The sequence below is a fragment of the Methanosphaera sp. ISO3-F5 genome, assembly GCF_034480035.2.
In the GTDB taxonomy this organism is placed as follows: Archaea; Methanobacteriota; Methanobacteria; order Methanobacteriales; family Methanobacteriaceae; genus Methanosphaera.
Genome location: NZ_CP118753.2, coordinates 418,523 through 437,512 on the forward strand (window position 1 = coordinate 418,523; position 18,990 = coordinate 437,512).

Annotated in this window: 20 protein-coding genes and 2 tRNA genes; 14 read left to right on the top strand and 8 right to left on the bottom strand. The window is 28.2% G+C overall.

From position 1 onward, the window contains the following. Positions 1-10 precede the first annotated feature (10 nt). Positions 11-1,171, top strand: a complete 1,161-nt coding sequence (locus PXD04_RS13685; RefSeq protein ID WP_323735396.1) for a pyridoxal phosphate-dependent aminotransferase — start codon at positions 11-13, stop codon at positions 1,169-1,171. A gap of 12 nt (positions 1,172-1,183) precedes the next feature. Here PXD04_RS13685 and PXD04_RS13690 read toward each other — a convergent pair whose 3' ends face one another. Next, the gene (locus tag PXD04_RS13690; RefSeq protein ID WP_323735397.1) at positions 1,184-1,486 is read right to left on the bottom strand and encodes a PRC-barrel domain-containing protein; all 303 of its coding nucleotides are present in this window, start codon (positions 1,484-1,486) and stop codon (positions 1,184-1,186) included. Between the two features lie 97 nt (positions 1,487-1,583). Between PXD04_RS13690 and PXD04_RS13695 the strand changes: the two genes are divergently transcribed. The 11 genes from PXD04_RS13695 (at position 1,584) to PXD04_RS13745 (ending at position 9,267) form a co-directional block, all read left to right on the top strand. Next, on the top strand, positions 1,584-3,209 hold the full coding sequence (locus PXD04_RS13695; RefSeq protein ID WP_323735398.1) for a tRNA uridine(34) 5-carboxymethylaminomethyl modification radical SAM/GNAT enzyme Elp3: 1,626 nt from the start codon (positions 1,584-1,586) through the stop codon (positions 3,207-3,209). A 106-nt stretch (positions 3,210-3,315) separates the two neighbouring features. Beyond that, positions 3,316-4,299, top strand: coding sequence for a beta-ribofuranosylaminobenzene 5'-phosphate synthase (locus PXD04_RS13700; RefSeq protein WP_323735399.1), 984 nt, complete (start codon positions 3,316-3,318; stop codon positions 4,297-4,299). Positions 4,300-4,310: 11 nt separating this feature from the next. Next, positions 4,311-4,802 (top strand): homoaconitase small subunit, encoded by a 492-nt coding sequence (hacB, locus tag PXD04_RS13705; protein ID WP_323735400.1) that lies wholly within the window; start codon positions 4,311-4,313, stop codon positions 4,800-4,802. Positions 4,803-4,806: 4 nt separating this feature from the next. Then, a complete protein-coding gene (locus PXD04_RS13710; RefSeq protein WP_323735401.1) occupies positions 4,807-5,445 on the top strand; it encodes an HVO_0476 family zinc finger protein in 639 nt (212 codons plus the stop codon). An 11-nt stretch (positions 5,446-5,456) separates the two neighbouring features. After that, positions 5,457-6,731: a tRNA (N(6)-L-threonylcarbamoyladenosine(37)-C(2))-methylthiotransferase gene (locus tag PXD04_RS13715; RefSeq protein ID WP_323735402.1), complete on the top strand. Its 1,275-nt coding sequence runs from the start codon at positions 5,457-5,459 to the stop codon at positions 6,729-6,731. A 151-nt stretch (positions 6,732-6,882) separates the two neighbouring features. Continuing rightward, positions 6,883-7,548, top strand: coding sequence for a hypothetical protein (locus PXD04_RS13720; RefSeq protein ID WP_323735403.1), 666 nt, complete (start codon positions 6,883-6,885; stop codon positions 7,546-7,548). Positions 7,549-7,620: 72 nt separating this feature from the next. Further along, positions 7,621-7,692, top strand: a tRNA-Val gene (locus tag PXD04_RS13725). A gap of 16 nt (positions 7,693-7,708) precedes the next feature. Beyond that, positions 7,709-7,781, top strand: a tRNA-Phe gene (locus PXD04_RS13730). A gap of 100 nt (positions 7,782-7,881) precedes the next feature. Further along, positions 7,882-8,319 carry a GerW family sporulation protein gene (locus tag PXD04_RS13735; RefSeq protein ID WP_323735404.1) on the top strand — a complete coding sequence of 146 codons (438 nt, stop codon included), beginning with the start codon at positions 7,882-7,884 and terminating at the stop codon, positions 8,317-8,319. A 61-nt stretch (positions 8,320-8,380) separates the two neighbouring features. Further along, positions 8,381-9,052, top strand: coding sequence for a DUF2953 domain-containing protein (locus PXD04_RS13740; RefSeq protein WP_323735405.1), 672 nt, complete (start codon positions 8,381-8,383; stop codon positions 9,050-9,052). Continuing rightward, complete coding sequence (locus PXD04_RS13745) at positions 9,052-9,267, top strand: hypothetical protein (protein WP_323735406.1); 216 nt, start codon at positions 9,052-9,054, stop codon at positions 9,265-9,267. Before PXD04_RS13740 ends, PXD04_RS13745 begins: the two co-directional genes overlap by 1 nt. 20 nt (positions 9,268-9,287) lie before the next feature. Here the strand turns inward: PXD04_RS13745 and PXD04_RS13750 are convergent, their stop codons facing one another. Continuing rightward, the gene (locus tag PXD04_RS13750) at positions 9,288-9,578 is read right to left on the bottom strand and encodes a histone family protein (RefSeq protein ID WP_323735407.1); all 291 of its coding nucleotides are present in this window, start codon (positions 9,576-9,578) and stop codon (positions 9,288-9,290) included. A gap of 512 nt (positions 9,579-10,090) precedes the next feature. Continuing rightward, positions 10,091-11,635 carry a tetraether lipid synthase Tes gene (gene tes, locus PXD04_RS13755; RefSeq protein WP_323737436.1) on the bottom strand — a complete coding sequence of 515 codons (1,545 nt, stop codon included), beginning with the start codon at positions 11,633-11,635 and terminating at the stop codon, positions 10,091-10,093. A gap of 282 nt (positions 11,636-11,917) precedes the next feature. Here tes and PXD04_RS13760 point away from each other — a divergent pair, with 282 nt between their 5' ends. Further along, entirely contained in the window at positions 11,918-12,481 is a 564-nt protein-coding gene (locus PXD04_RS13760; RefSeq protein ID WP_323735408.1) for a CDP-2,3-bis-(O-geranylgeranyl)-sn-glycerol synthase, read from the top strand. A gap of 5 nt (positions 12,482-12,486) precedes the next feature. Here the strand turns inward: PXD04_RS13760 and PXD04_RS13765 are convergent, their stop codons facing one another. The 5 genes from PXD04_RS13765 to truA all read right to left on the bottom strand — a co-directional run bounded on the left by PXD04_RS13765 (position 12,487) and on the right by truA (position 18,114). After that, a complete protein-coding gene (locus PXD04_RS13765) occupies positions 12,487-13,530 on the bottom strand; it encodes a hydantoinase/oxoprolinase family protein (RefSeq protein ID WP_323735409.1) in 1,044 nt (347 codons plus the stop codon). 110 nt (positions 13,531-13,640) lie between these two features. Continuing rightward, on the bottom strand, positions 13,641-14,642 hold the full coding sequence (locus PXD04_RS13770) for an ATP-grasp domain-containing protein (protein WP_323735410.1): 1,002 nt from the start codon (positions 14,640-14,642) through the stop codon (positions 13,641-13,643). Between the two features lie 10 nt (positions 14,643-14,652). After that, positions 14,653-15,948, bottom strand: a complete 1,296-nt coding sequence (locus PXD04_RS13775; RefSeq protein WP_323735411.1) for a nucleotide sugar dehydrogenase — start codon at positions 15,946-15,948, stop codon at positions 14,653-14,655. A 14-nt stretch (positions 15,949-15,962) separates the two neighbouring features. Then, positions 15,963-17,276 (bottom strand): non-hydrolyzing UDP-N-acetylglucosamine 2-epimerase, encoded by a 1,314-nt coding sequence (gene wecB / locus PXD04_RS13780; protein WP_323735412.1) that lies wholly within the window; start codon positions 17,274-17,276, stop codon positions 15,963-15,965. A 10-nt stretch (positions 17,277-17,286) separates the two neighbouring features. Then, on the bottom strand, positions 17,287-18,114 hold the full coding sequence (truA, locus tag PXD04_RS13785) for a tRNA pseudouridine(38-40) synthase TruA (RefSeq protein WP_323735413.1): 828 nt from the start codon (positions 18,112-18,114) through the stop codon (positions 17,287-17,289). A 137-nt stretch (positions 18,115-18,251) separates the two neighbouring features. Here truA and hisA point away from each other — a divergent pair, with 137 nt between their 5' ends. Beyond that, a complete protein-coding gene (gene hisA / locus PXD04_RS13790; protein ID WP_323735414.1) occupies positions 18,252-18,965 on the top strand; it encodes a 1-(5-phosphoribosyl)-5-[(5-phosphoribosylamino)methylideneamino]imidazole-4-carboxamide isomerase in 714 nt (237 codons plus the stop codon). Positions 18,966-18,990 lie beyond the last annotated feature (25 nt).

Below are 18,990 nucleotides of genomic sequence, written 5' to 3' on the forward strand. Positions count from 1 at the left end.
AGTAAGTATTATGGTATTTAAAAAGAAAGAAAAAAAGGTACCTTCAGGATTTAATTCAATAAATGAATTCTTTGATTACTTATATAAAAAAGAAGATTTAATATGGATGGGACAAAACACCAACCATTTACAAAAAGACAAACATATCGAAAACGCATTAATAGAAGCAGCAAGAAAAAGAAATTACTGTAAATATCCTCCACCAGAAGGATTTCCAGAACTTAAAAAATTAATTCTTAAAGATTTGGACTTAAACCCAGAACAATATGACATACAAATAACTGCAAGTGCAACCGAAGCATTATATTTAGCAATAAGCACAACATTACATCATACAACAAATACAATAGCATCAGATCCAGGATATCTTATCATAAATAATTTCTGTAATAGGTTTGGACATCATGTAAAAGAAATTCCAATTTATAACCCGGAAAATGGATATAAACTAACACCAAAATTAATCCGCGAAAATATAGATATGCAAACAAAAATGATTGTATTAATAGATCCTATGAATCCTATGGGATTTACTTATACAGAAGAAGAAATTAAAGAGATAGCAGAAATCGCTAAGGAAAATGATATCTACGTATTACACGACATAACATACAAAGATTTTGCCCGAGAACACCATTTAGTAGCACATTATGCACCTGAACACACAATCACAATTTACAGCTTTTCAAAAATATTTGGAATGGCAGGTCTAAGAATAGGTTCAGTAATCAGTTCACCCGAATTAATTAGAAAAATGAGGGCCAGTGTAATAAATGACTTAGGAACAAATTCATTAGCACAAGAAGCAGGAATAGCAGGATTACAAAGTAAAAATTCATGGATCAAAGAAGTTAAAGGAATTTCATTTAAAAATCAAGATTTAATTAAAGAAGCTGTTGATGAAACACCGGGCGTATTCCTACCAATATATCCTGTAGATGCAAACATGATGACAATTGATATTTCAGGAACAGGCCTAACACCAGAAGAAGTATCAGACTATCTGTTAAGAGAAAAAAACATATTTGTTCGTGAAGGAAACTATACAAGTAAATTGTTTGGAGATAAATATATAAGAGTAAGTTTCTCAATACCAACAGAAGAAATCATGAAATTTAGGGAAGAATTTCCTAAAGCAATAAAAGTATTAAAAGATAGAAAAGAAAACTAAAATTATCTTTTATTATTTTTCTTCTAAATCTTCTGGATTAACAATTTCAACATCAAGAACTTCTTTTTTCTTTTCATCTTTATTATCTGTTGAAAGTTCTGATTTAGAAATGTTTAATAGCATGTAATCTCCAATTTGTGCAATATTTTCTGGTGAAATCTCATACATAACTTTTCTTAAACTAAGTTCACCGGAATTAATAAAAATATTGTTAATATTATTGGATTTTAAATCTAAGTCAATATCATGGATTTTTCCTATTTCATTAGCCTTACTGTCTAAAACTTTTTTACCTATAATCTTGGTAATTTTCATTTATAATCACCTTCAAGTATAATTATAATAATATTATATAATTATAACAATACATTATTTATCATTATCATTTTACTAATAGGAGTGTTTGAATAACATGGAAGAAGCATGTAGATTAATTATTAAAAAAGCAATTGATAACAACATATCTACAAAAAAAGAATTAGAAAAGTTAAAAATTCAAACATGTAGAGAATTAAATTTACCAGGTTTCATGAGTAATTCTAAAATATTACAACATGCTAAACCTAACGAGATTGAACTATTAAGACCAATCCTTATGAAAAAACCATCACGTACAATATCAGGGGTTGCAATTGTAGCGGTTATGTGCAGTCCACACAAATGTCCTCATGGAAGATGCAAATACTGTCCTGAAAGTAGTATTGCACCACCTAGTTACACGGGTGAAGAACCAGCAGCCCTTCGTGCACGAATGTTTGAATTTCATCCATATATTCAAACTTTTAACAGATTATACCAGTTAAACAATATAGGACATCCTATTGATAAGGTAGAATTAATTATTATGGGAGGAACCTTTGCTTCCAGAACATTAGATTATCAGGAATGGTTTGTAACACAATGTTTAAAAGCAATGAATGACTTTGAAAAGGTTAGTTCACAAATACCTAAAAATCAGAAAGAAATAAATATTATTCCCCCAACAGATTTCACATATCTATCTGATGCTCAAAAAATAAATGAACATAGTAAAGTAAGATGTGTAGGATTAACATTTGAAACAAGACCAGATTATTCTAAACGAGAAGAAATTAATAGAATGTTGAATTATGGAGTAACACGAGTAGAATTAGGAGTTCAAACATTATACAATTACAGGTATAAATGTGTAGACAGGGGACATACTATTCAAGATGTTGTTGAAGCTAACCAATTACTCAGAGATTCTGGAATAAAAGTAGCAATGCATATGATGCCAGGCTTATTATCAACATTTGACAGTGACTTGAACATGTTCAAAAGATTATTTACCGAACCATCTTTTTCACCAGACATGTTAAAAATATATCCTTGCCTAGTGACAGAAGGATCTGAATTTTATGAAATGTGGAAAAGAGGAGAATATGAACCTTATACTTCAGAACAAGCTGTTGATTTAATAGTTGAAATTAAAAAAATATTACCAAAATGGGTAAGAACTATGCGTATTCAGCGGGATATACCAGCAACTTTAATCGATGCAGGAGTAAAAAAATCTAATTTAGGGGAACTTGTTTATAATCGATTAGAAGAGGAAGGTGTTCAATGTCAATGTATAAGATGTAGGGAAGTAGGTCATAAAAAGGCACATGGTGTGGAACCTGATTATTCTAATATTGAATTATTAAGAACAGATTATGATGTTACAAATGGTAAAGAAATATTCTTATCATTTGAAGACCCGGAGAATGATGTGTTAATTGGTTTTATAAGATTACGAATTCCTTCTAAGAACATATTCCGTTCAGAAATTACAAATAGCAGTGCATTAATTAGGGAATTACATGTGTATGGACAAATGCAGGAAATTGGTAAAAAGGATGATATGTTATGGCAACATAAAGGTTATGGTTCAGAATTATTGAAAGAGGCTGAAAAAATAGCTAAAGAAGAATTTAATAAGGATAAAATATTAGTTATTAGCGGAATAGGAGTAAGAGATTATTATAGGAAATTTGGTTATCATAAGGATGGTCCTTATATGTCTAAATTTATTTAAGTCTTATTTTTCTCCCTTTTTTTCCAATACCAAAAAATTATTAATGATATATGATATACATAAATATAGTATATAAATTTTTTAAATTGTTTAAGGTTGTATTATTTTGGAAATAGAGACTTCAGCAAGATTACATTTATCTTTAATAGATCTTAATGGTTTAGAAGGTCGACTAGATGGTGGTATAGGTGTTACTCTTCAAGAACCTACATTAAATATTGAATGTAAGGAATCTACTGAAGATACAACAATAATTTTTGATAAAAAATTATCTGATTATCACTTTGACACATATGAAACAAAAATAATTGACGCAACTAATAAAATGAATAAATATCTGAATATAGATAACAACTATGAATTTAACATTAAAAAACTTTATCCTATTCATCAAGGATTAGGTTTAGGAACACAAATATCCCTATCTGTTGCTAAATTAATCTCTGAATTAAATGAACATACTTTAAGCACCATAGAATTAGCAAAGATCATTCAAAGAGGAGGAACTAGTGGTATCGGAGTATACTCTTTTGATATGGGTGGGCTAATAATCGATGGGGGACATAAAAAATCCTTAAAAAAAGATTATTTACCTTCCTCAGCATCTAAAGTTTCACCACCACCATTAATAGCACATTATGATTTTCCTGAAGAATGGAATATAATTCTTGTAACTCCACAATCAACTAAAGGTGCTTCTGGAAAAAAAGAGATAGATATATTTCAAACATATTCACCTATTGATATTCAAAATGTACAGCAAATAAGTTATTTAACCTTAATGAAGTTAATGCCAGCAATAGTTGAAAAAGATTTACAAAATTTTGGGGATGCAATAAATAAAATTCAAAGATTAGGTTTTAAAAAAATAGAGCGAGACCTTCAAGATTCTACTATACATGAGATTATGGAACACATGGAATTATTAAACATACCCTCAGTTGGAATGAGTTCATTTGGTCCAACTTGTTTTGGAATTACTGATGAAAATCCAAAATTACTTCAAAAAGAGTTGAAAGAATTAACAGATAATACTGCTGAAATAAGAGTAACAAAAGGAAAAAATCATGGTTCAATACTAAAGAAATAGGGGGATAAAACATGGAAATAATGAAAGGAAAAGCATGGAAATTTAGGGATAGTATAGATACTGATGTTATCATAGCAGGAAGATATCTGAGGACATTTAATCCAGAAGATTTGGCAGCACATGTTATGGAAGCAGAAGACCCAGAATTTTCACAAAAAGTTAATAAAGGGGATATCATAGTTGCAGGATGGAATTTTGGATGCGGTTCATCAAGAGAACAGGCACCAGTAGCAATAAAAACTGCAGGAGTTTCTGTAATAATAGCCAAATCATTCGCAAGGATATTCTATAGAAATGCTATTAACATTGGGTTACCAGTAATCACAGCAGATATTGAAGCTGATGAAGGAGATATTCTTGAAGTTAATGTAGAAAAAGGTATTATAACTAACATTTCTAAGGATATTACTGTTAATATCAAACCTTTTGATCCAGCAATGCTTAATATTTTAGAAAATGGTGGATTGGTTGAACAATACTTAAAAAATAAGAAGGAGGAATAAATTTATGGTATGTCCAAGTTGTGGATTTGATGAATATGAAATATTAAAATCCAAAGGAAAAAAAAATAAAGAATTATTAGTAAAGTGTGATGAATGTGGTCATGTATATCATGAAACTCTTCCCGAAGAAGCTCAAGAAATTCAAGTTAGAGTTGTTATAAGCGAATTTGAAACATCATGGAAAACTAGTATACCCTTATATTCTGATGAATATCTTGAAACTGGAACTTTATTATATATTGATGATAAGGATGTTGAAGTTACTTCTATTGAAAATAATGAAGGAAACAGAGTATATGAATGTCCTGTTGTGGAAATTAAAACAATATGGGCTAAATCATTAGATACTTTGTCAAGGATTGGATTATCTATAGATAATTCCGGTAATGTAATTTCATACAAAATTGAAGTTGAAAGAGAATTTGCTATTGCCATAGGTGATGTTGGTGAAGTAAACGGTTTAAAATTCAGGGTTTACGGAATCAAAACTTTAGAACGTAACATGAAGAAAGGATTTGCTTATGCAAGAGTTATTAAAAGAGTCTATGGTAAATTATTATCTCCTAAAGATAAATCCAAAGTTAAACTAGACTTATCTCAGTATGTTGTAAAAGTCACTTCTAAAGAAAAAAATTATAATTAATTTGTGGTATCATGAAAATATATTTAGAAACACATGGATGCACATTTAATCAAGCTGACGGGGAAATTATGGCAAGTATCCTGGAAGAACGTCACGAAATTGTGGACTCTATAGAAGAAGCGGATATAATTATTTTAAATACTTGTTATGTAAAATTACCTACAGAGCAGAAGATGATTACTAAGATTGATAAGATTAAAACCCAATATCCTGATAAAAAATTGATAGTGGGAGGATGTATGGTAGAGGTTGATCCCATACGTTTAAATAAGTTTGCAGGTGATGCTTGTTGGATAGGTCCTCATAAATTAGATAAAATCAATGAAGTTGTTGACAAAGCTATTAATGGGGAAGTAGTTCATGAATATGGTAAAACTTCCATTATCAAGGCAGGAACAAAAAATAAAAGTTTTGATTCACTGACTCATATACTTCAAATATGTGAGGGATGTAATGGTGCTTGTACTTTTTGTTGTACTAAAATAGCTCGTGGATTTTTAATAAGTTACCCTATAGACATTATTGTAGATGAAGCAAGGGAAGCAATAAAACGTGGTTGTAAGGAGTTACAAGTTACTGCTCAAGATTCTGCATGTTATGGTCAGGATTCTGGAGAATCTTTTGCTGATTTATTAAATGCCATAGCATCAATAGATGGTGATTTTCGTATTAGGGTTGGAATGATGCATCCAAAAAGTCTAAAAGGACAATTGGATGAAGTAATATCTGCATTTAAAAACAATGAAAAAATATATAATTTTGTTCACATACCTGTTCAGACAGGCAGTCCTAAAGTTTTACAAGAAATGAATCGTTTACATAGTTTGGATGAATATAAGCATATGATTAATAAGTTCAGAGAAGAAATTCCAGATTTGTCCTTAGCTACTGATATTATTATAGGTTATCCTACTGAAACTGATGAAGATTTTCAGCAAACTTTGGATTTATTGTATGAAATAAAGCCGGATATTATTCATATTTCTAAGTATATGCATAGGCCTGGTGCAAAATCAAGTTCATTGAAAGAAATAGATCATAAAATTATGAAGGAACGTTCTCATAAAATTAATCAAGTTAAAACAGATGTTATGTTAGAAAATAACAAGAGGTATGAAGGTACTGAACAAATAGTTTTAATTACTGGAGAAGGTTCTTCTGGTGGATTTGTTGGTTATACTAATTCATATAAGAATGTTATTGTTGAAAATGTTGATATAGGTTCTTTTGTTAATGTTAAGATAATTGAAGGTAAAAGAACTTATTTGCAAGCAGAAAAGATTTAAAATTTAATTAGAATAAAGTATTTATTTTAGAAAAATTAATAAAGAATTGATAATTATGAGTTATATAGTATGTCGAAATTGTAAGAATTTTGTTGAAGTTGATGAAAATATACCTTTGAACTTTGATAAATGTGAAAAATGTGGACATATATTGGAATTTGTACCGAATAATACTGAATTAAATATGGTCTTAAATAATATTCATATTCCAAAAGTTTCATATAATAAGATATGTTTGTCTTGTAATTCTATGAATCCTAGAGAAACTGGTGCTTGTTTACATTGTGGTTCTACTAATTTACATTTTCAGTATGATCTTAATAGTTTTCAGGATTTTCAAAAATCAACGGGTTTAGTCAGTGATATTGATTTTTCTGATTCAAATAAAACTATTATTATTCAGGCTAATCCTAATTTTTCTCCAAAGAACAGTATACTTTTTAGGATTTTTTCATTAATTATTGGGTTAATTGATTTCTTTTTCTTTTCATTAGTGGGATTTCAGTTTATATTAGGTTCTTCTGAGTTACCTACGGATATTATGGCTTTTGCTACTCAAAATATCAGCTCTTTAATGTTGATAATTAGTGTTTCATTAATACTTTCAGGTATAATGTCTGTACTGATTATTCCAAAAATGAGCTATAAGGATTCGTTAACTACTGCTTCAACTGTAGGTGTTGTTGTTGGTTTAATAACCTTGTTTGCTTCAAAGGATTTGTTGACTTTAATTGTTTCAATTGTTATATGTACTATTTTAACAGGTATTGGAGGGTTAATTGGTGAATATATTATTCATAGATTGACTCGTCATTAATTTTTTTCAAAACCATTAAGTTTATATATGATAAAGTGTAAACATATTATTAGTCTTTAGAGAGATATTTCTGGGCCGATGGTCTAGAGGTATGATACCTCCTTGACGTGGAGGGGATCGCGAGTTCGAATCTCGTTCGGCCCATAAATTATTTTTAATCGCCGTGATAGTTCAGTTGGGAGAACGCCAGACTGAAGATCTGGATGTCGCTGGTTCAAGTCCGGCTCACGGCATATACTTTTATATATAGTTCTATTTTTATTATAATTTCAAAATTTATATTATACACTTACTAGATATATTTCTATATACGTTTATTATTGAGGAATAAATATGGATTTTAATAATTCTATTGAAAAAACTTTAGATGAAATACAAAAACTTATGAATACTAATAGTATTGTTGGTGAACCAATAGTCACCCAAGACAAAACAATAATTCCTATTTCTAAAACAGCATTAGGTTTTGGTATAGGTGTTGCAAATAAATCAGATGAGAGTAAAACTGATCTTGGTGGTGTTGGTGGAGGAGGATCTATAGATCCAATTGCTTTACTAATTGTTTATAATAATGTTCCGGGCCCTGAAGGAGTAGAATTAGTTCGTTTAGATAATCAAGATACACCATTAGAAGATTTATTGTCTGGTGTAGGTAAAACAATATTTGGTTTATTAGAAAATTCTAATATAAAACCTGCTTCTGAAGCTCCAGCTGATACTAATATCGATAAAATAAAAACAAAAATTAAACCTAAACAAGACAAAAAATAATCTCATAAATTCAATACAATAATATTAAAAACATGATTAAAAAAAATTGGACTGATTAGTAATGATTACTGAAATTTTAATTATACTTTTAATTATTATTGTTATACTTGTTTTTTTATTATTTTTTAAGACATGGCATCTACATATACTTTTTAAAAATCATGATTTAGATTACATTTTATCAGTAACCATCATATTTCTATTCATACAAATAGAAATATCTGAAATTAATTCAAACCCCACTATTGGAATAAGCATAAAACTTTTCTCAAAAGTTAAACAACTACACTCAACTAAAATAGAATCAAACACAGAAACTGACGAATTACCAGAAGAAAAAACAGAACAAAATACAAATACAAATACAAAAGACTATACCAAAATCAAAAAAATAAGTCAATTATTATTAGACAGTAAATATGAATTATATCATATAATTCAACTAATAACTGGTATGATCAAATTTAATTATTCAAAAATAAATATGGATCTAGGACTAGGAGATAATAACTTAACAATAAAAATCTGTAATTTAATCTGGACCATATCCGCACCATTATATCCCTTAAATTTTCACTTACTACTAACACCACACATAAATGAAACAATAATCAAAACAGATTGTGATATTAATTTTAATATAAAATTAGTAAATGTATTAAAAATCGGAATAATAATCATCAAAAATAAAAAACTCATAATGGTAATTAAAACAATATTAGGTAAAGAATAATGAATTATAAAAAATTTTTTGAATTAGATTCAATAACAGTGGCTAACAAAGAAATATATCCTATTGTCTTGTTAAAACTAATTAATGTAAAAGATACTTTCTTCAATATAGATTATGAAGTTGTGATGTTTAAAATAATAGAAAATAAGAAAATTTATTATAAAAATGTAATTTTATCTCAAAAAGATTTTGAGTATGTGAAAAACTTTTTTTAATAAATATAGATGAAAGTTACCTAAAATAATTTTTTATATGCAACTTCTATGTCTTGTGCTTTTAAAGTTTTTCTTCCTTGTTCTTCAGCATTTTCTAAAGCTAATTTAGTGAGATCTTGTGAAATATCCTCTAAAAATTCAGATAATGCTACTTTAGCATCCTCACTAACTCTTTCTGCTCCACCACTTTTAATAATTCTTCCAAGTGGAGTTAATGGTAAATTACTCATTTTTTCATCTCCATGCATTTTATTTATATTTTTTTTTTTTTTTTTTTTTAAAAAAAAACATGATATATTAATAAAAACCATTTTAGATAAAATTTTTTCTTTTTTTTATCATAAAATTCTAAAATTTTTACTAATTATTTTATTGATATTTAAATATCAATTCATTTTATTTATTGTCTGTGTTATATTAGTTATACATATTAAAGTATGTTATTATAGTTTATTTTTTATAGTATTAATATATTATCATTTTTTTTTATTTTTAGAGCTAATTATCTCAATATTAGTATAAAATAATCATAAATTACTATTTAATCAAAACTATTCTGAATATATGTTATTCTATTAAATTTTGCTTTTTTATCAGATTTATAATAAACTATTTGATTTAAATACTTTTTTTCTTAATAAAAAATGTAAATTATAGTCGTTATATGATAAAATTAACAAAATATTCTATTATAATTTTTTTCATTAAATTCTTTAATAATTTTACTTCTTAAGATAATTACATCATAACTTATTTTCAAAAAAAAAATTTCTTAATTACAAATAAAATAAAATATAATTAAAGGTGGGGATTGTAAAAGGTACTACCTGTTTTCTAGTTTAACTTTACGAATATTAGCCAAAATCTCTTTTGCTCTATCAGATTCTAAAGGGATATTAAATTTATCTTCAATACTTTCTCGATATAGATTATTCATAGAACAGAAAGGTATAACTCTACCATCCGGTGTTGCATAGTGAATAACACATCTGCGCACCCTTTTTTGATCAAAGTTAAATGGATCCATGAAATGCATACATGATATTAATAAAGCATTTAAATGGAAATCTCCTAAAGCATCATAATCCTGTTTAATAAATATGTTTTTTAACAGGTCAATAATATTAATGTATGATGGAGATTTTTTGGTATCAACTGTTTTTGGTAACTCTTTTAAAGCACGGGCAATAGTTTTAGTTTTGGAAATTTTTGAATTTTTCTGAATATCAGGTATGCTTTTTTCAATTAAATTAATGAAGTTATCTACATCAATGAAGTCAGTTATTGGAATAACAGTTCCATCTTCTTCTTTAAACACATATGTTCCTATACCACAGTGTTCATGACAGGTAAGTGTAACTTCTGCATCAGTACCACTCATTGCAGCAATTAAATCAGATACTGGAGCTACTGTGGATGCTGAATAAAATGCATCTTCTGTAATGTTGAAATTAGTTTGTTTTTCCACATTTTTCATAAAGTCATCTATGGTAATACGTTGTTCTTCAACTTTGTCTGAAGGTGTTCTTCCTGCAAAGGATACTGGTTGGAAATTAACTCCTCTAATAATGTCAACATTGTCCAAAGCAAATTCGATGATTTTTCCAATTTGGTCATTGTTTATTCCTTTAACTAATGTTGGAACTAGAACAATTCCAAGCTTTGCTTTTCTACAATTTTCTATAGCTTCTAATTTTTTGTGGAATATATTAGCATTTCTTGTTTTAATGTATGGTTCTTCAGTTATTCCATCAAACTGTAAGTAAACAGTGTTCAAACCAGCTTCTTTTAATTCTTTTGCTAAATTTTCATTATTTGCTAATGCTAATCCATTTGTTGCAATTTGAGTATGTGTGAATCCTTCTTCTTTAGCAATTTTTACTAATTCTACAATATCATCTCTTACAGTTGGTTCTCCACCAGAGTACTGTATTGCAGGTGTTGCAACTGGTTGGTTTTTTCTTAAATTTCTTAGCATATGTCTAATTTCATCTTGTGATGGTTCATATAATGTTCCTGATGTCGCAGCATTTGCAAAACATATTGGGCATCTTAAATTACACCTATTTGTAACATCTATCAAACCTAAAATTGTTTGACTTTCATGTTCTTTACATAAACCACAATTTGATGGACAGTCACCATCTATATCTTGATTTAAGTTTGTTAATTGGTGTGGTTTTGCTTCATATTTTAAAGCTTTGTTATAAGCAGTTTCATCTCTCCAGTATGTATTATTAAATGAGCCATGTTCTGGGCATGTTTTTTTAATATATATACTGTTATTTTCTGTATAAACTTCAGCGTCTAGAATCTTTAAACATTCTGGACATAAACTTTTTGTTTTAGAGATTGTTGTAATATTAATCCCTCCCCTAAATATAAATAATAATTATTATTTTTGAATTTTTTTATTTATTAATAATTTTAACTAATATTAGGTTTGTCTTTTATTAAATATATTTTTTATTTATATTTAATTGATGTATGTTAGATTATTTTTTAATTTTTTTTTATTTTAGTAATATTTTATTTTTAAGTTTTTCAACTAGTATTAACATTACATTTTCTATTTTTCATATTTTTCAAAATGTAAAATTATTTATAAATTAATTAGATAATATTATATATAAAGAAAAGACGAGATACTATGGATTTTATTTTAACAGTTTTATATTCAATTTATTTAATGATTCCAGCTTACTTTGCTAATGGTTCAGCATTAGTATTTGGGGGAGGAACACCCATTGATTTTGGTAAAAATGCTTGGGATGGCAGAAGATTTACTGGTGATGGTTGTACTTGGAGAGGCTTAATTGGTGGTGGCCTACTTGGTATGATTGTTGGTGGATTGCTGGGATTATTAGCAGATTATGGAATTTTATCAACATTATTTAACATTTCATCTTCACAGATAACTTTTCTATCTGGAAATGTTTTACGGGGATTATTGATTGGTTTTCTTTTAGGATTTGGTGCATTAATTGGTGATATCATAGGTAGTTTCATTAAAAGAAGATTAAATTTTGAACGAGGAAAACCTGTACCATTACTTGATCAACTAGATTTTGTAATTGTTTCATTATTGTTTGTTTCCATCGTCATTAAATTGTCCTGGGAAGTAATTCTTATTATATTAATTCTAAGTATATTTTTCCATTTGGGTGCAAACATATTTGCATATGCTATAAAATTAAAAGATGTTTGGTATTAATCATACTAAATTTCTTCTAATAATACTATATTTTTATCCTTTTTATCCAAATACATTTGAATAGCACCTAATGAAGTTATGACATTAATTACTTTTTTAGATATGTATTTTTCTAACGGTATAACGTTCATATTTAATTTTTCAACTGCTTTTTGACATAAGTTTCCACTACCATATGAAACTATGATGGCAGTATCTATTTTTGTTCTGGTTACTACCTTATTTAGTCCTGTTACGATCTGTTCTAATTGCTTTTTTTCTATATATTCTGCTAATTTAATTATTTCTTCATCATCTAGTGTATCTAAATCAGCACATACTAATCTTGCTAATCGTCTTTTACAGGATTTTATACTTTTATCATTTCCATCCGGTGTATCACAAGTATAATCCTCTTCTTGTATGTTATTTAGTATTCTGTGTATGTCTCCTGTTATTGTAAAAAGTTCACTGCTTACACATGTGCTTTTTCTATAAATTGGGACTGTATGGACTATTGAGGTAAGGTTAGTTCTTAACATTCCAGTATATATTAATTCACCAGTACTTAAACGTTCTAAATCTGTATGTCCTGAAGCTGATTCTTTTAAGTTTTTAATAGGAATAATATCGGTTGTTGTAGAACCCATATCTATAAAAATGCAATCTTTTCCTATGTGTTTTATTAATTCTGCAGTTCCTATCCAATTTGCAGCAGCTGCATTTAGGGGATTTTCTTTTAATTGGGTATATGTTTTTAATCCTTCAAATGTAACAAAGTAAACTTCTTTGTCGTTGAATATTTCCATTACTTTTTGTGAAATGTCTTCAACACCTTCTTTTTTGCTATTGTATCCATCAGCTAATTCTGCAGTCATCGAAACACAAACTACATCAATGTCTTCTTCATTTCTACAAAATTTTTTTAAACAATCCTGTAATTGGTCTTTATTTTTCCACATTGGAAAATATTCTCGGTAATTTTTTAGATTAACAATTTTTTTATCTTTAATTTCTATTATGCTGCAGTCTGTATTTGCTCCGCCAATATCTAAACCCATTATTTTCATATTTTTCACCTTTTTTTCATGTTCTTTTTATATGTATTATATTATTTGTTATGGAGTATGATTTGTCTGATTCAGATGTTTTTATTATCTGGAAAATAATTGTAATAGTTCTATTTGCTTATATTATTGGTTTTTATAAATTTTCCTTTTCCGTTGAATGTTATTTTTTCTGTTTTTTTATTATGTATTGTTTTAATAATGTTCTCTGTTAAATTTTCATTACATTTCTCTTGTAATATAATGAAGGGGGTTGTGATTCTGGAATTAATTTCCACAAAATAGATTTTCTTATCATGTATTATATAATCAATACCAACAAAACCTTTTAAACCGGGGACTTCTTTAATTATTCTCTTACTGATATCATATAATTCAGTTTTATAATCATGTTCTATAGGTGAAGTACATCCAATATATTCCAAGCAATTATTTTCACTTTTTATCATTTGGGAATTAACACTAATACAATTTACATCATCTTCATAACAAACTACACTAACACTAACTGATTCTCCAGAAAGATACTCTTGTATTAAAATAGTATTAATATTATTATCTGAATAAACATTCAAAACACTTTCAAATTCATCTTTGTTAGTAATGTGATAAATTAAATCAGAAGAAGTTCTATCATCAGGTTTAATAATAAAATTATACTTAAAATCTTCTTCAATTTTATTTAAATCAACAGAATCTCTCTTCATTTTCAAAGTATTAATTTTTAAAATATCATCAGGTATATTATTATATGTTAAATACTTACTGGAACAAACAAAAGATGCCCTAGAATCAGGACATAAAATTTTAATATTTTTCTCTTCCAATAAACTGGTGAGCCTATATTGAATCAAATTATCTTCAGGAGCAACAAATAAACAATAATCAAATTGATTAATATACGTATCTAACCATTCAAACAATTCACAATCCAAACAAATACTTTTACAATTTTCATAACTGAAAACATCTAATTTTTCATCGATTAAAAAATAAGTATCAAAAAAAGAAACATGTTCTAAATCATTTAAAAGTCCCCTTAACATATGAAAACCTTCAAAGACTAGATTATCATCTAAACACACACTAGAATATTCAAAAACAAGTAATTTCATGAGGAAAACCTTAATAGTCTATGTCACCTATTGCTTCAAATTTAATTCCAGCATTTCTAAATATATCAGAATCTAAAATTGGTCTGGTTGAAATGAATAATTTATTTTTTATCATATCAGGAGTAATCTCCTTATACATATCATGATCAGTCATCAATACCACACAATCACATGAAAGAACTTCTTCACAATCTACTGATTTAACATTAAACGATTCAATAATCTCATCTTTAACAAAAGGATCATTAACAAAAACATCAAAACCTTCATCTAATAATAAACCTATAAGATCTACGGATGGCGTTTCACGAATATCCTCAACATTTCCTTTATAAGCAATACCTAAAATACCAATAGTACTCTGACTGTTAATATTCTCATTATTCAAAATTAATTCAAGAACATGTTTCGGCATACCATTATTAATCATACGTGAATCCGAAATTAACTGTGCACTACCACCATATTTTTCAGCAACTTCTATTAAAAAATATGGATCAACAGGAATACAATGACCACCAACACCAGGGCCAGGTGTATGAATATTTACTCTAGGATGATAATTGGCAGCTTCTATCACTTCATTAATGTTCACGTCAATTTTTTCACAAATCAAAGCCAATTCATTACTTAAAGCAATGTTAACATCACGATAAGTGTTTTCCATTAATTTAACCATTTCTGCACTTGTAATGTTTTTTACTTTAATTATGTCTCCCTGAGTAATATTTGAATAAAGCTTGGCGGTTAAGTCAGCACTTTTATCATTGAAACCACCAACTATCCTAACATTATGAGTCATTTCATAAATAGTATTATTCGGCAAAGCCCTTTCAGGACTGTAAGCAAGATAAAAATCTTCACCACATTTTAATCCAGATTCTTCAAGTAACGGTTTAACAACATTAATTCCCGTTTCAGGAGGAACGGTACTTTCAATAATAACTAATTTTCCTTTTTTCAAACCTTTTTTGATACTTTCACAAGCAGAAACAACATAAGACAAATCTGCCTTTTTATCTTCATAAACAGGTGTGGGAACTATCACAATCAATATGTCAGATGCCCTCGCAGCATATTCTAAATCATCAGTAGCAGATAAAAAACCATTTTTAACAACCTTTTTAACCAAATCTTCAAGTCCTGGTTCGTCAAAAGTACATTTTCCTAAATTAAGGTTATCAACAATATTCTTGTTCACATCAGCACCTAATACCTTAATATTATTATCTGCAAGAATTGCTGCAGTAGGTAAGCCAATATGTCCTAGACCAAATATGCCTACTTTAATAGTATCAAAATTCACATTAATCATCCCGTTTATTTCAGTTGTTCAAATTTTTTAACAATAATAATTTTATCTTTTAAATCACTTGTATCTTCAATAAGTTCTGGAGTATTTTCATAAAATATTTGTTCTATAATATGGTTTTCATATTTTTCCTCAAATTCTTTAACAGTCATTTCTTCATCAATCACTTTAAGATAATAACCTTTAAAATCCATTATTTCCTCAGATTGTCTAATTTTCAATGAATTATTATTAAAACTGTCTTCAATAATATCAAGTATGATCTTGGAAGTATTTCCACTACCGTAAGGATTCACGGCTTTAACCATAGTTTCATAAACATTTTCATTGTTCAATATCTTTTCAATGTTGGTTTTTATTTCTTTTTCATCAGTTCCAGCTAGTATGTTTCCGCCAGCACTTATAGTTTCTGGACGTTCAGTATTGTATCTGAGAGTTACACATGGTATGTTTAATGTGATGGCTTCTTCCTGAACTCCACCGGAATCTGTTAATATCATTCTACTATTGGATAATAAGTATAGAAAATCAAGGTAACCTAAAGGTTTTGTAATCTGAATATGTTTACTGTTTGCTATTTGATCATATAATCCATTAGTTTCTAAAGATTTCCGGGTATGTGGATGAAGAGGGAAAACAATGTCATGTTCTAATTTTATTAAACAGTTTATAATATTTCTTAAACGTTCCGGATTATCAACATTTTCCGCTCGGTGTAATGTTAATGCAATATAGTTTTCAAATTTAATATAATTTGCAACATCACTTTTTTCTAAGGCAATGTCTAAGTTTCTTTGACATGCATCAACAATACTATTTCCAGTAACGTGTATACTGTTATGATTAATTCCCTCGTTCTGTAAATTTATTGCTGTTTCTACAGTAGGAACAAAGAATAAGGTAGAACAATTATCTGCCAGTATCCTATTAGTTTCCTCTGGCATATCCTTATCAAATGATCTAAGTCCTGCTTCAACATGACCTACAGGTATTTTAAGCTTATTTGCTGCTAATGCACCAGCTAAAACAGCATTAGTATCTCCCTGCACTAACACAATATCTATCTTCTCATTAACCAGTATCTCTTCTAACTTTACAATAATCTTACTAACTTGCTGAATTGCAGTATTGGAACCGATTCCTATATTATATTTTGGCAATGGAAGATTTAAATCTGAAAAAAATTGCTTTGACATTTCTATATCATAATGTTGTCCTGTATGTATTATTACACATTCATGATTTCTATTACTGATTTCATCAATAATCGAGGACATTTTAATAATTTCGGGTCTTGTACCCAATACAACACCAATCTTCATATAACATCACTTATATTTTGCTTAATAATTTCATCATTTTTAAATTTGTTAATTTCTCTTGGTTATGGTAAATATATTGCTTCTGTAATTCCGTTATTAATTTATTTTTAGAATATTCACAATCCTTAAATTTAATATTTTTATAATCCATATCACTAAGAATTAAACCATTAGCAGGAGAAGGCTGTAACCTAATTCTTTCCCTTAAGTCAATTGGTTCAAACAATCTTTTAAAATCATTTAAATCAAGCTTTCCTTGACCAATCCACATTAAAGAAGTCACCATCTTTCTTACCATATTCCATAGAAAACTTTCCCCTATAACTTTAAAAATTAACAAATTATCTTCAACAAATAGTTGCATGTCAAAAATTTTTCTATTAGGATTTTTTTCATTACGTTTAGAAAAGTTTCTAAAGTTGTGTTCTCCAATAAAGTATTGCATAGCCTCTTTCATCTGATCTATATCTAATTTATTTTCTTCAAAAGGTGTTAATGGTTGAACATAAGTATAAGTTCTGGATAAGGGGAATCTTACTTTAAACCCATAAGGCACTTTAGCTTCTCCAATAATCTTAACATCTTTAGGCAATAAACCATTCAAATAATTTAATCTTATTTCCTCATCAGTAATAAATGAAATAACATTACCCGTAGAATGCACTCCTTTATCAGTTCTACCAGCAACAGAATAATGTGCTTTCCAAGTATCTGTTATCACTCCCGCTTCAAAAAAAGCTTTTAAAAGTTCTCCCTCAACTGTACGATAATCCGGTTGACGTTGATAACCATGAAAGTTAGTACCGATATAAGCAATTTTTAATGCAACTCTTCTCATAGATTACAATTCTCAAAAATTTATTAATACTTATTATGTATCTTATGTTTTAAATTAATTAGGGATAGATTAGAAAATTAAATGTAATTAATATAACATACTAATATTTATAAGAATAATTAAAAAGAGTTGATTTCATGATAATAATTCCTGCAGTAGACCTTAAAAATGGTAAATGTGTTCAATTAGTTCAAGGAGAACCAGGAACTGAACAAGTAATAATAGATAATCCTGATGAAGTAGCAATGCACTGGATTAATAAAGGCGCAAAAAGGTTACATATAGTAGATTTGGATGGTGCATTAGGCAGTGGAGAAAACCTTGAAATAGTTAAAAAAATTATCCAAAAATCCGAAGTACCTATACAAATGGGTGGAGGAATAAGGACAATAGAAGATGCAAAAAAATTACTTGAGTCTGGAATTAATACCGTAATAATAGGGACAATGGCTATAAAAAATCCGGAGTATATAACACAACTATCTGAGGAATATGGTTCAGAGAGAATCTGTGTTTCATTAGATAGTAAAGATAATAAAGTTGTAACTCATGGATGGACAGAATATACAGATAAATCACCAGTAGACTATGCTAAAATTTTTGAAGAAAAAGGTGCTGGTTCAATATTATTTACGAATGTTGATGTTGAAGGATTACTTGGTGGTGTTGATTTAAAACCAGTTAAGGAATTATTGTCTAATATAAATATTCCAATCATCTATTCTGGTGGAATAACATCATTAAATGACTTGAAAATTTTATCAGAATTGGGCACTGATTATGTTGTCATTGGATCAGCATTATATAAAGGTTTAATTAATTTCGAAGACACACTTAAATTTCAAAAATGATATGGGGGAAATGATAATATTAAAG

Excerpts from the sequence above, each read along its gene's own strand:
- PXD04_RS13685 (WP_323735396.1), top strand. The coding sequence starts at position 11 with ATGGTATTTAAAAAGAAAGAAAAAAAGGTACCTTCAGGATTTAATTCA.
- PXD04_RS13690 (WP_323735397.1), bottom strand. The coding sequence starts at position 1,486 with ATGAAAATTACCAAGATTATAGGTAAAAAAGTTTTAGACAGTAAGGCT.
- PXD04_RS13695 (WP_323735398.1), top strand. The coding sequence starts at position 1,584 with ATGGAAGAAGCATGTAGATTAATTATTAAAAAAGCAATTGATAACAAC.
- hacB (WP_323735400.1), top strand. The coding sequence starts at position 4,311 with ATGGAAATAATGAAAGGAAAAGCATGGAAATTTAGGGATAGTATAGAT.
- PXD04_RS13710 (WP_323735401.1), top strand. The coding sequence starts at position 4,807 with ATGGTATGTCCAAGTTGTGGATTTGATGAATATGAAATATTAAAATCC.
- PXD04_RS13715 (WP_323735402.1), top strand. The coding sequence starts at position 5,457 with ATGAAAATATATTTAGAAACACATGGATGCACATTTAATCAAGCTGAC.
- PXD04_RS13735 (WP_323735404.1), top strand. The coding sequence starts at position 7,882 with ATGGATTTTAATAATTCTATTGAAAAAACTTTAGATGAAATACAAAAA.
- PXD04_RS13740 (WP_323735405.1), top strand. The coding sequence starts at position 8,381 with ATGATTACTGAAATTTTAATTATACTTTTAATTATTATTGTTATACTT.
- PXD04_RS13745 (WP_323735406.1), top strand. The coding sequence starts at position 9,052 with ATGAATTATAAAAAATTTTTTGAATTAGATTCAATAACAGTGGCTAAC.
- PXD04_RS13750 (WP_323735407.1), bottom strand. The coding sequence starts at position 9,578 with ATGGTTTTTATTAATATATCATGTTTTTTTTTAAAAAAAAAAAAAAAA.
- PXD04_RS13760 (WP_323735408.1), top strand. The coding sequence starts at position 11,918 with ATGGATTTTATTTTAACAGTTTTATATTCAATTTATTTAATGATTCCA.
- PXD04_RS13765 (WP_323735409.1), bottom strand. The coding sequence starts at position 13,530 with ATGAAAATAATGGGTTTAGATATTGGCGGAGCAAATACAGACTGCAGC.
- PXD04_RS13770 (WP_323735410.1), bottom strand. The coding sequence starts at position 14,642 with ATGAAATTACTTGTTTTTGAATATTCTAGTGTGTGTTTAGATGATAAT.
- wecB (WP_323735412.1), bottom strand. The coding sequence starts at position 17,276 with ATGAAGATTGGTGTTGTATTGGGTACAAGACCCGAAATTATTAAAATG.
- truA (WP_323735413.1), bottom strand. The coding sequence starts at position 18,114 with ATGAGAAGAGTTGCATTAAAAATTGCTTATATCGGTACTAACTTTCAT.
- hisA (WP_323735414.1), top strand. The coding sequence starts at position 18,252 with ATGATAATAATTCCTGCAGTAGACCTTAAAAATGGTAAATGTGTTCAA.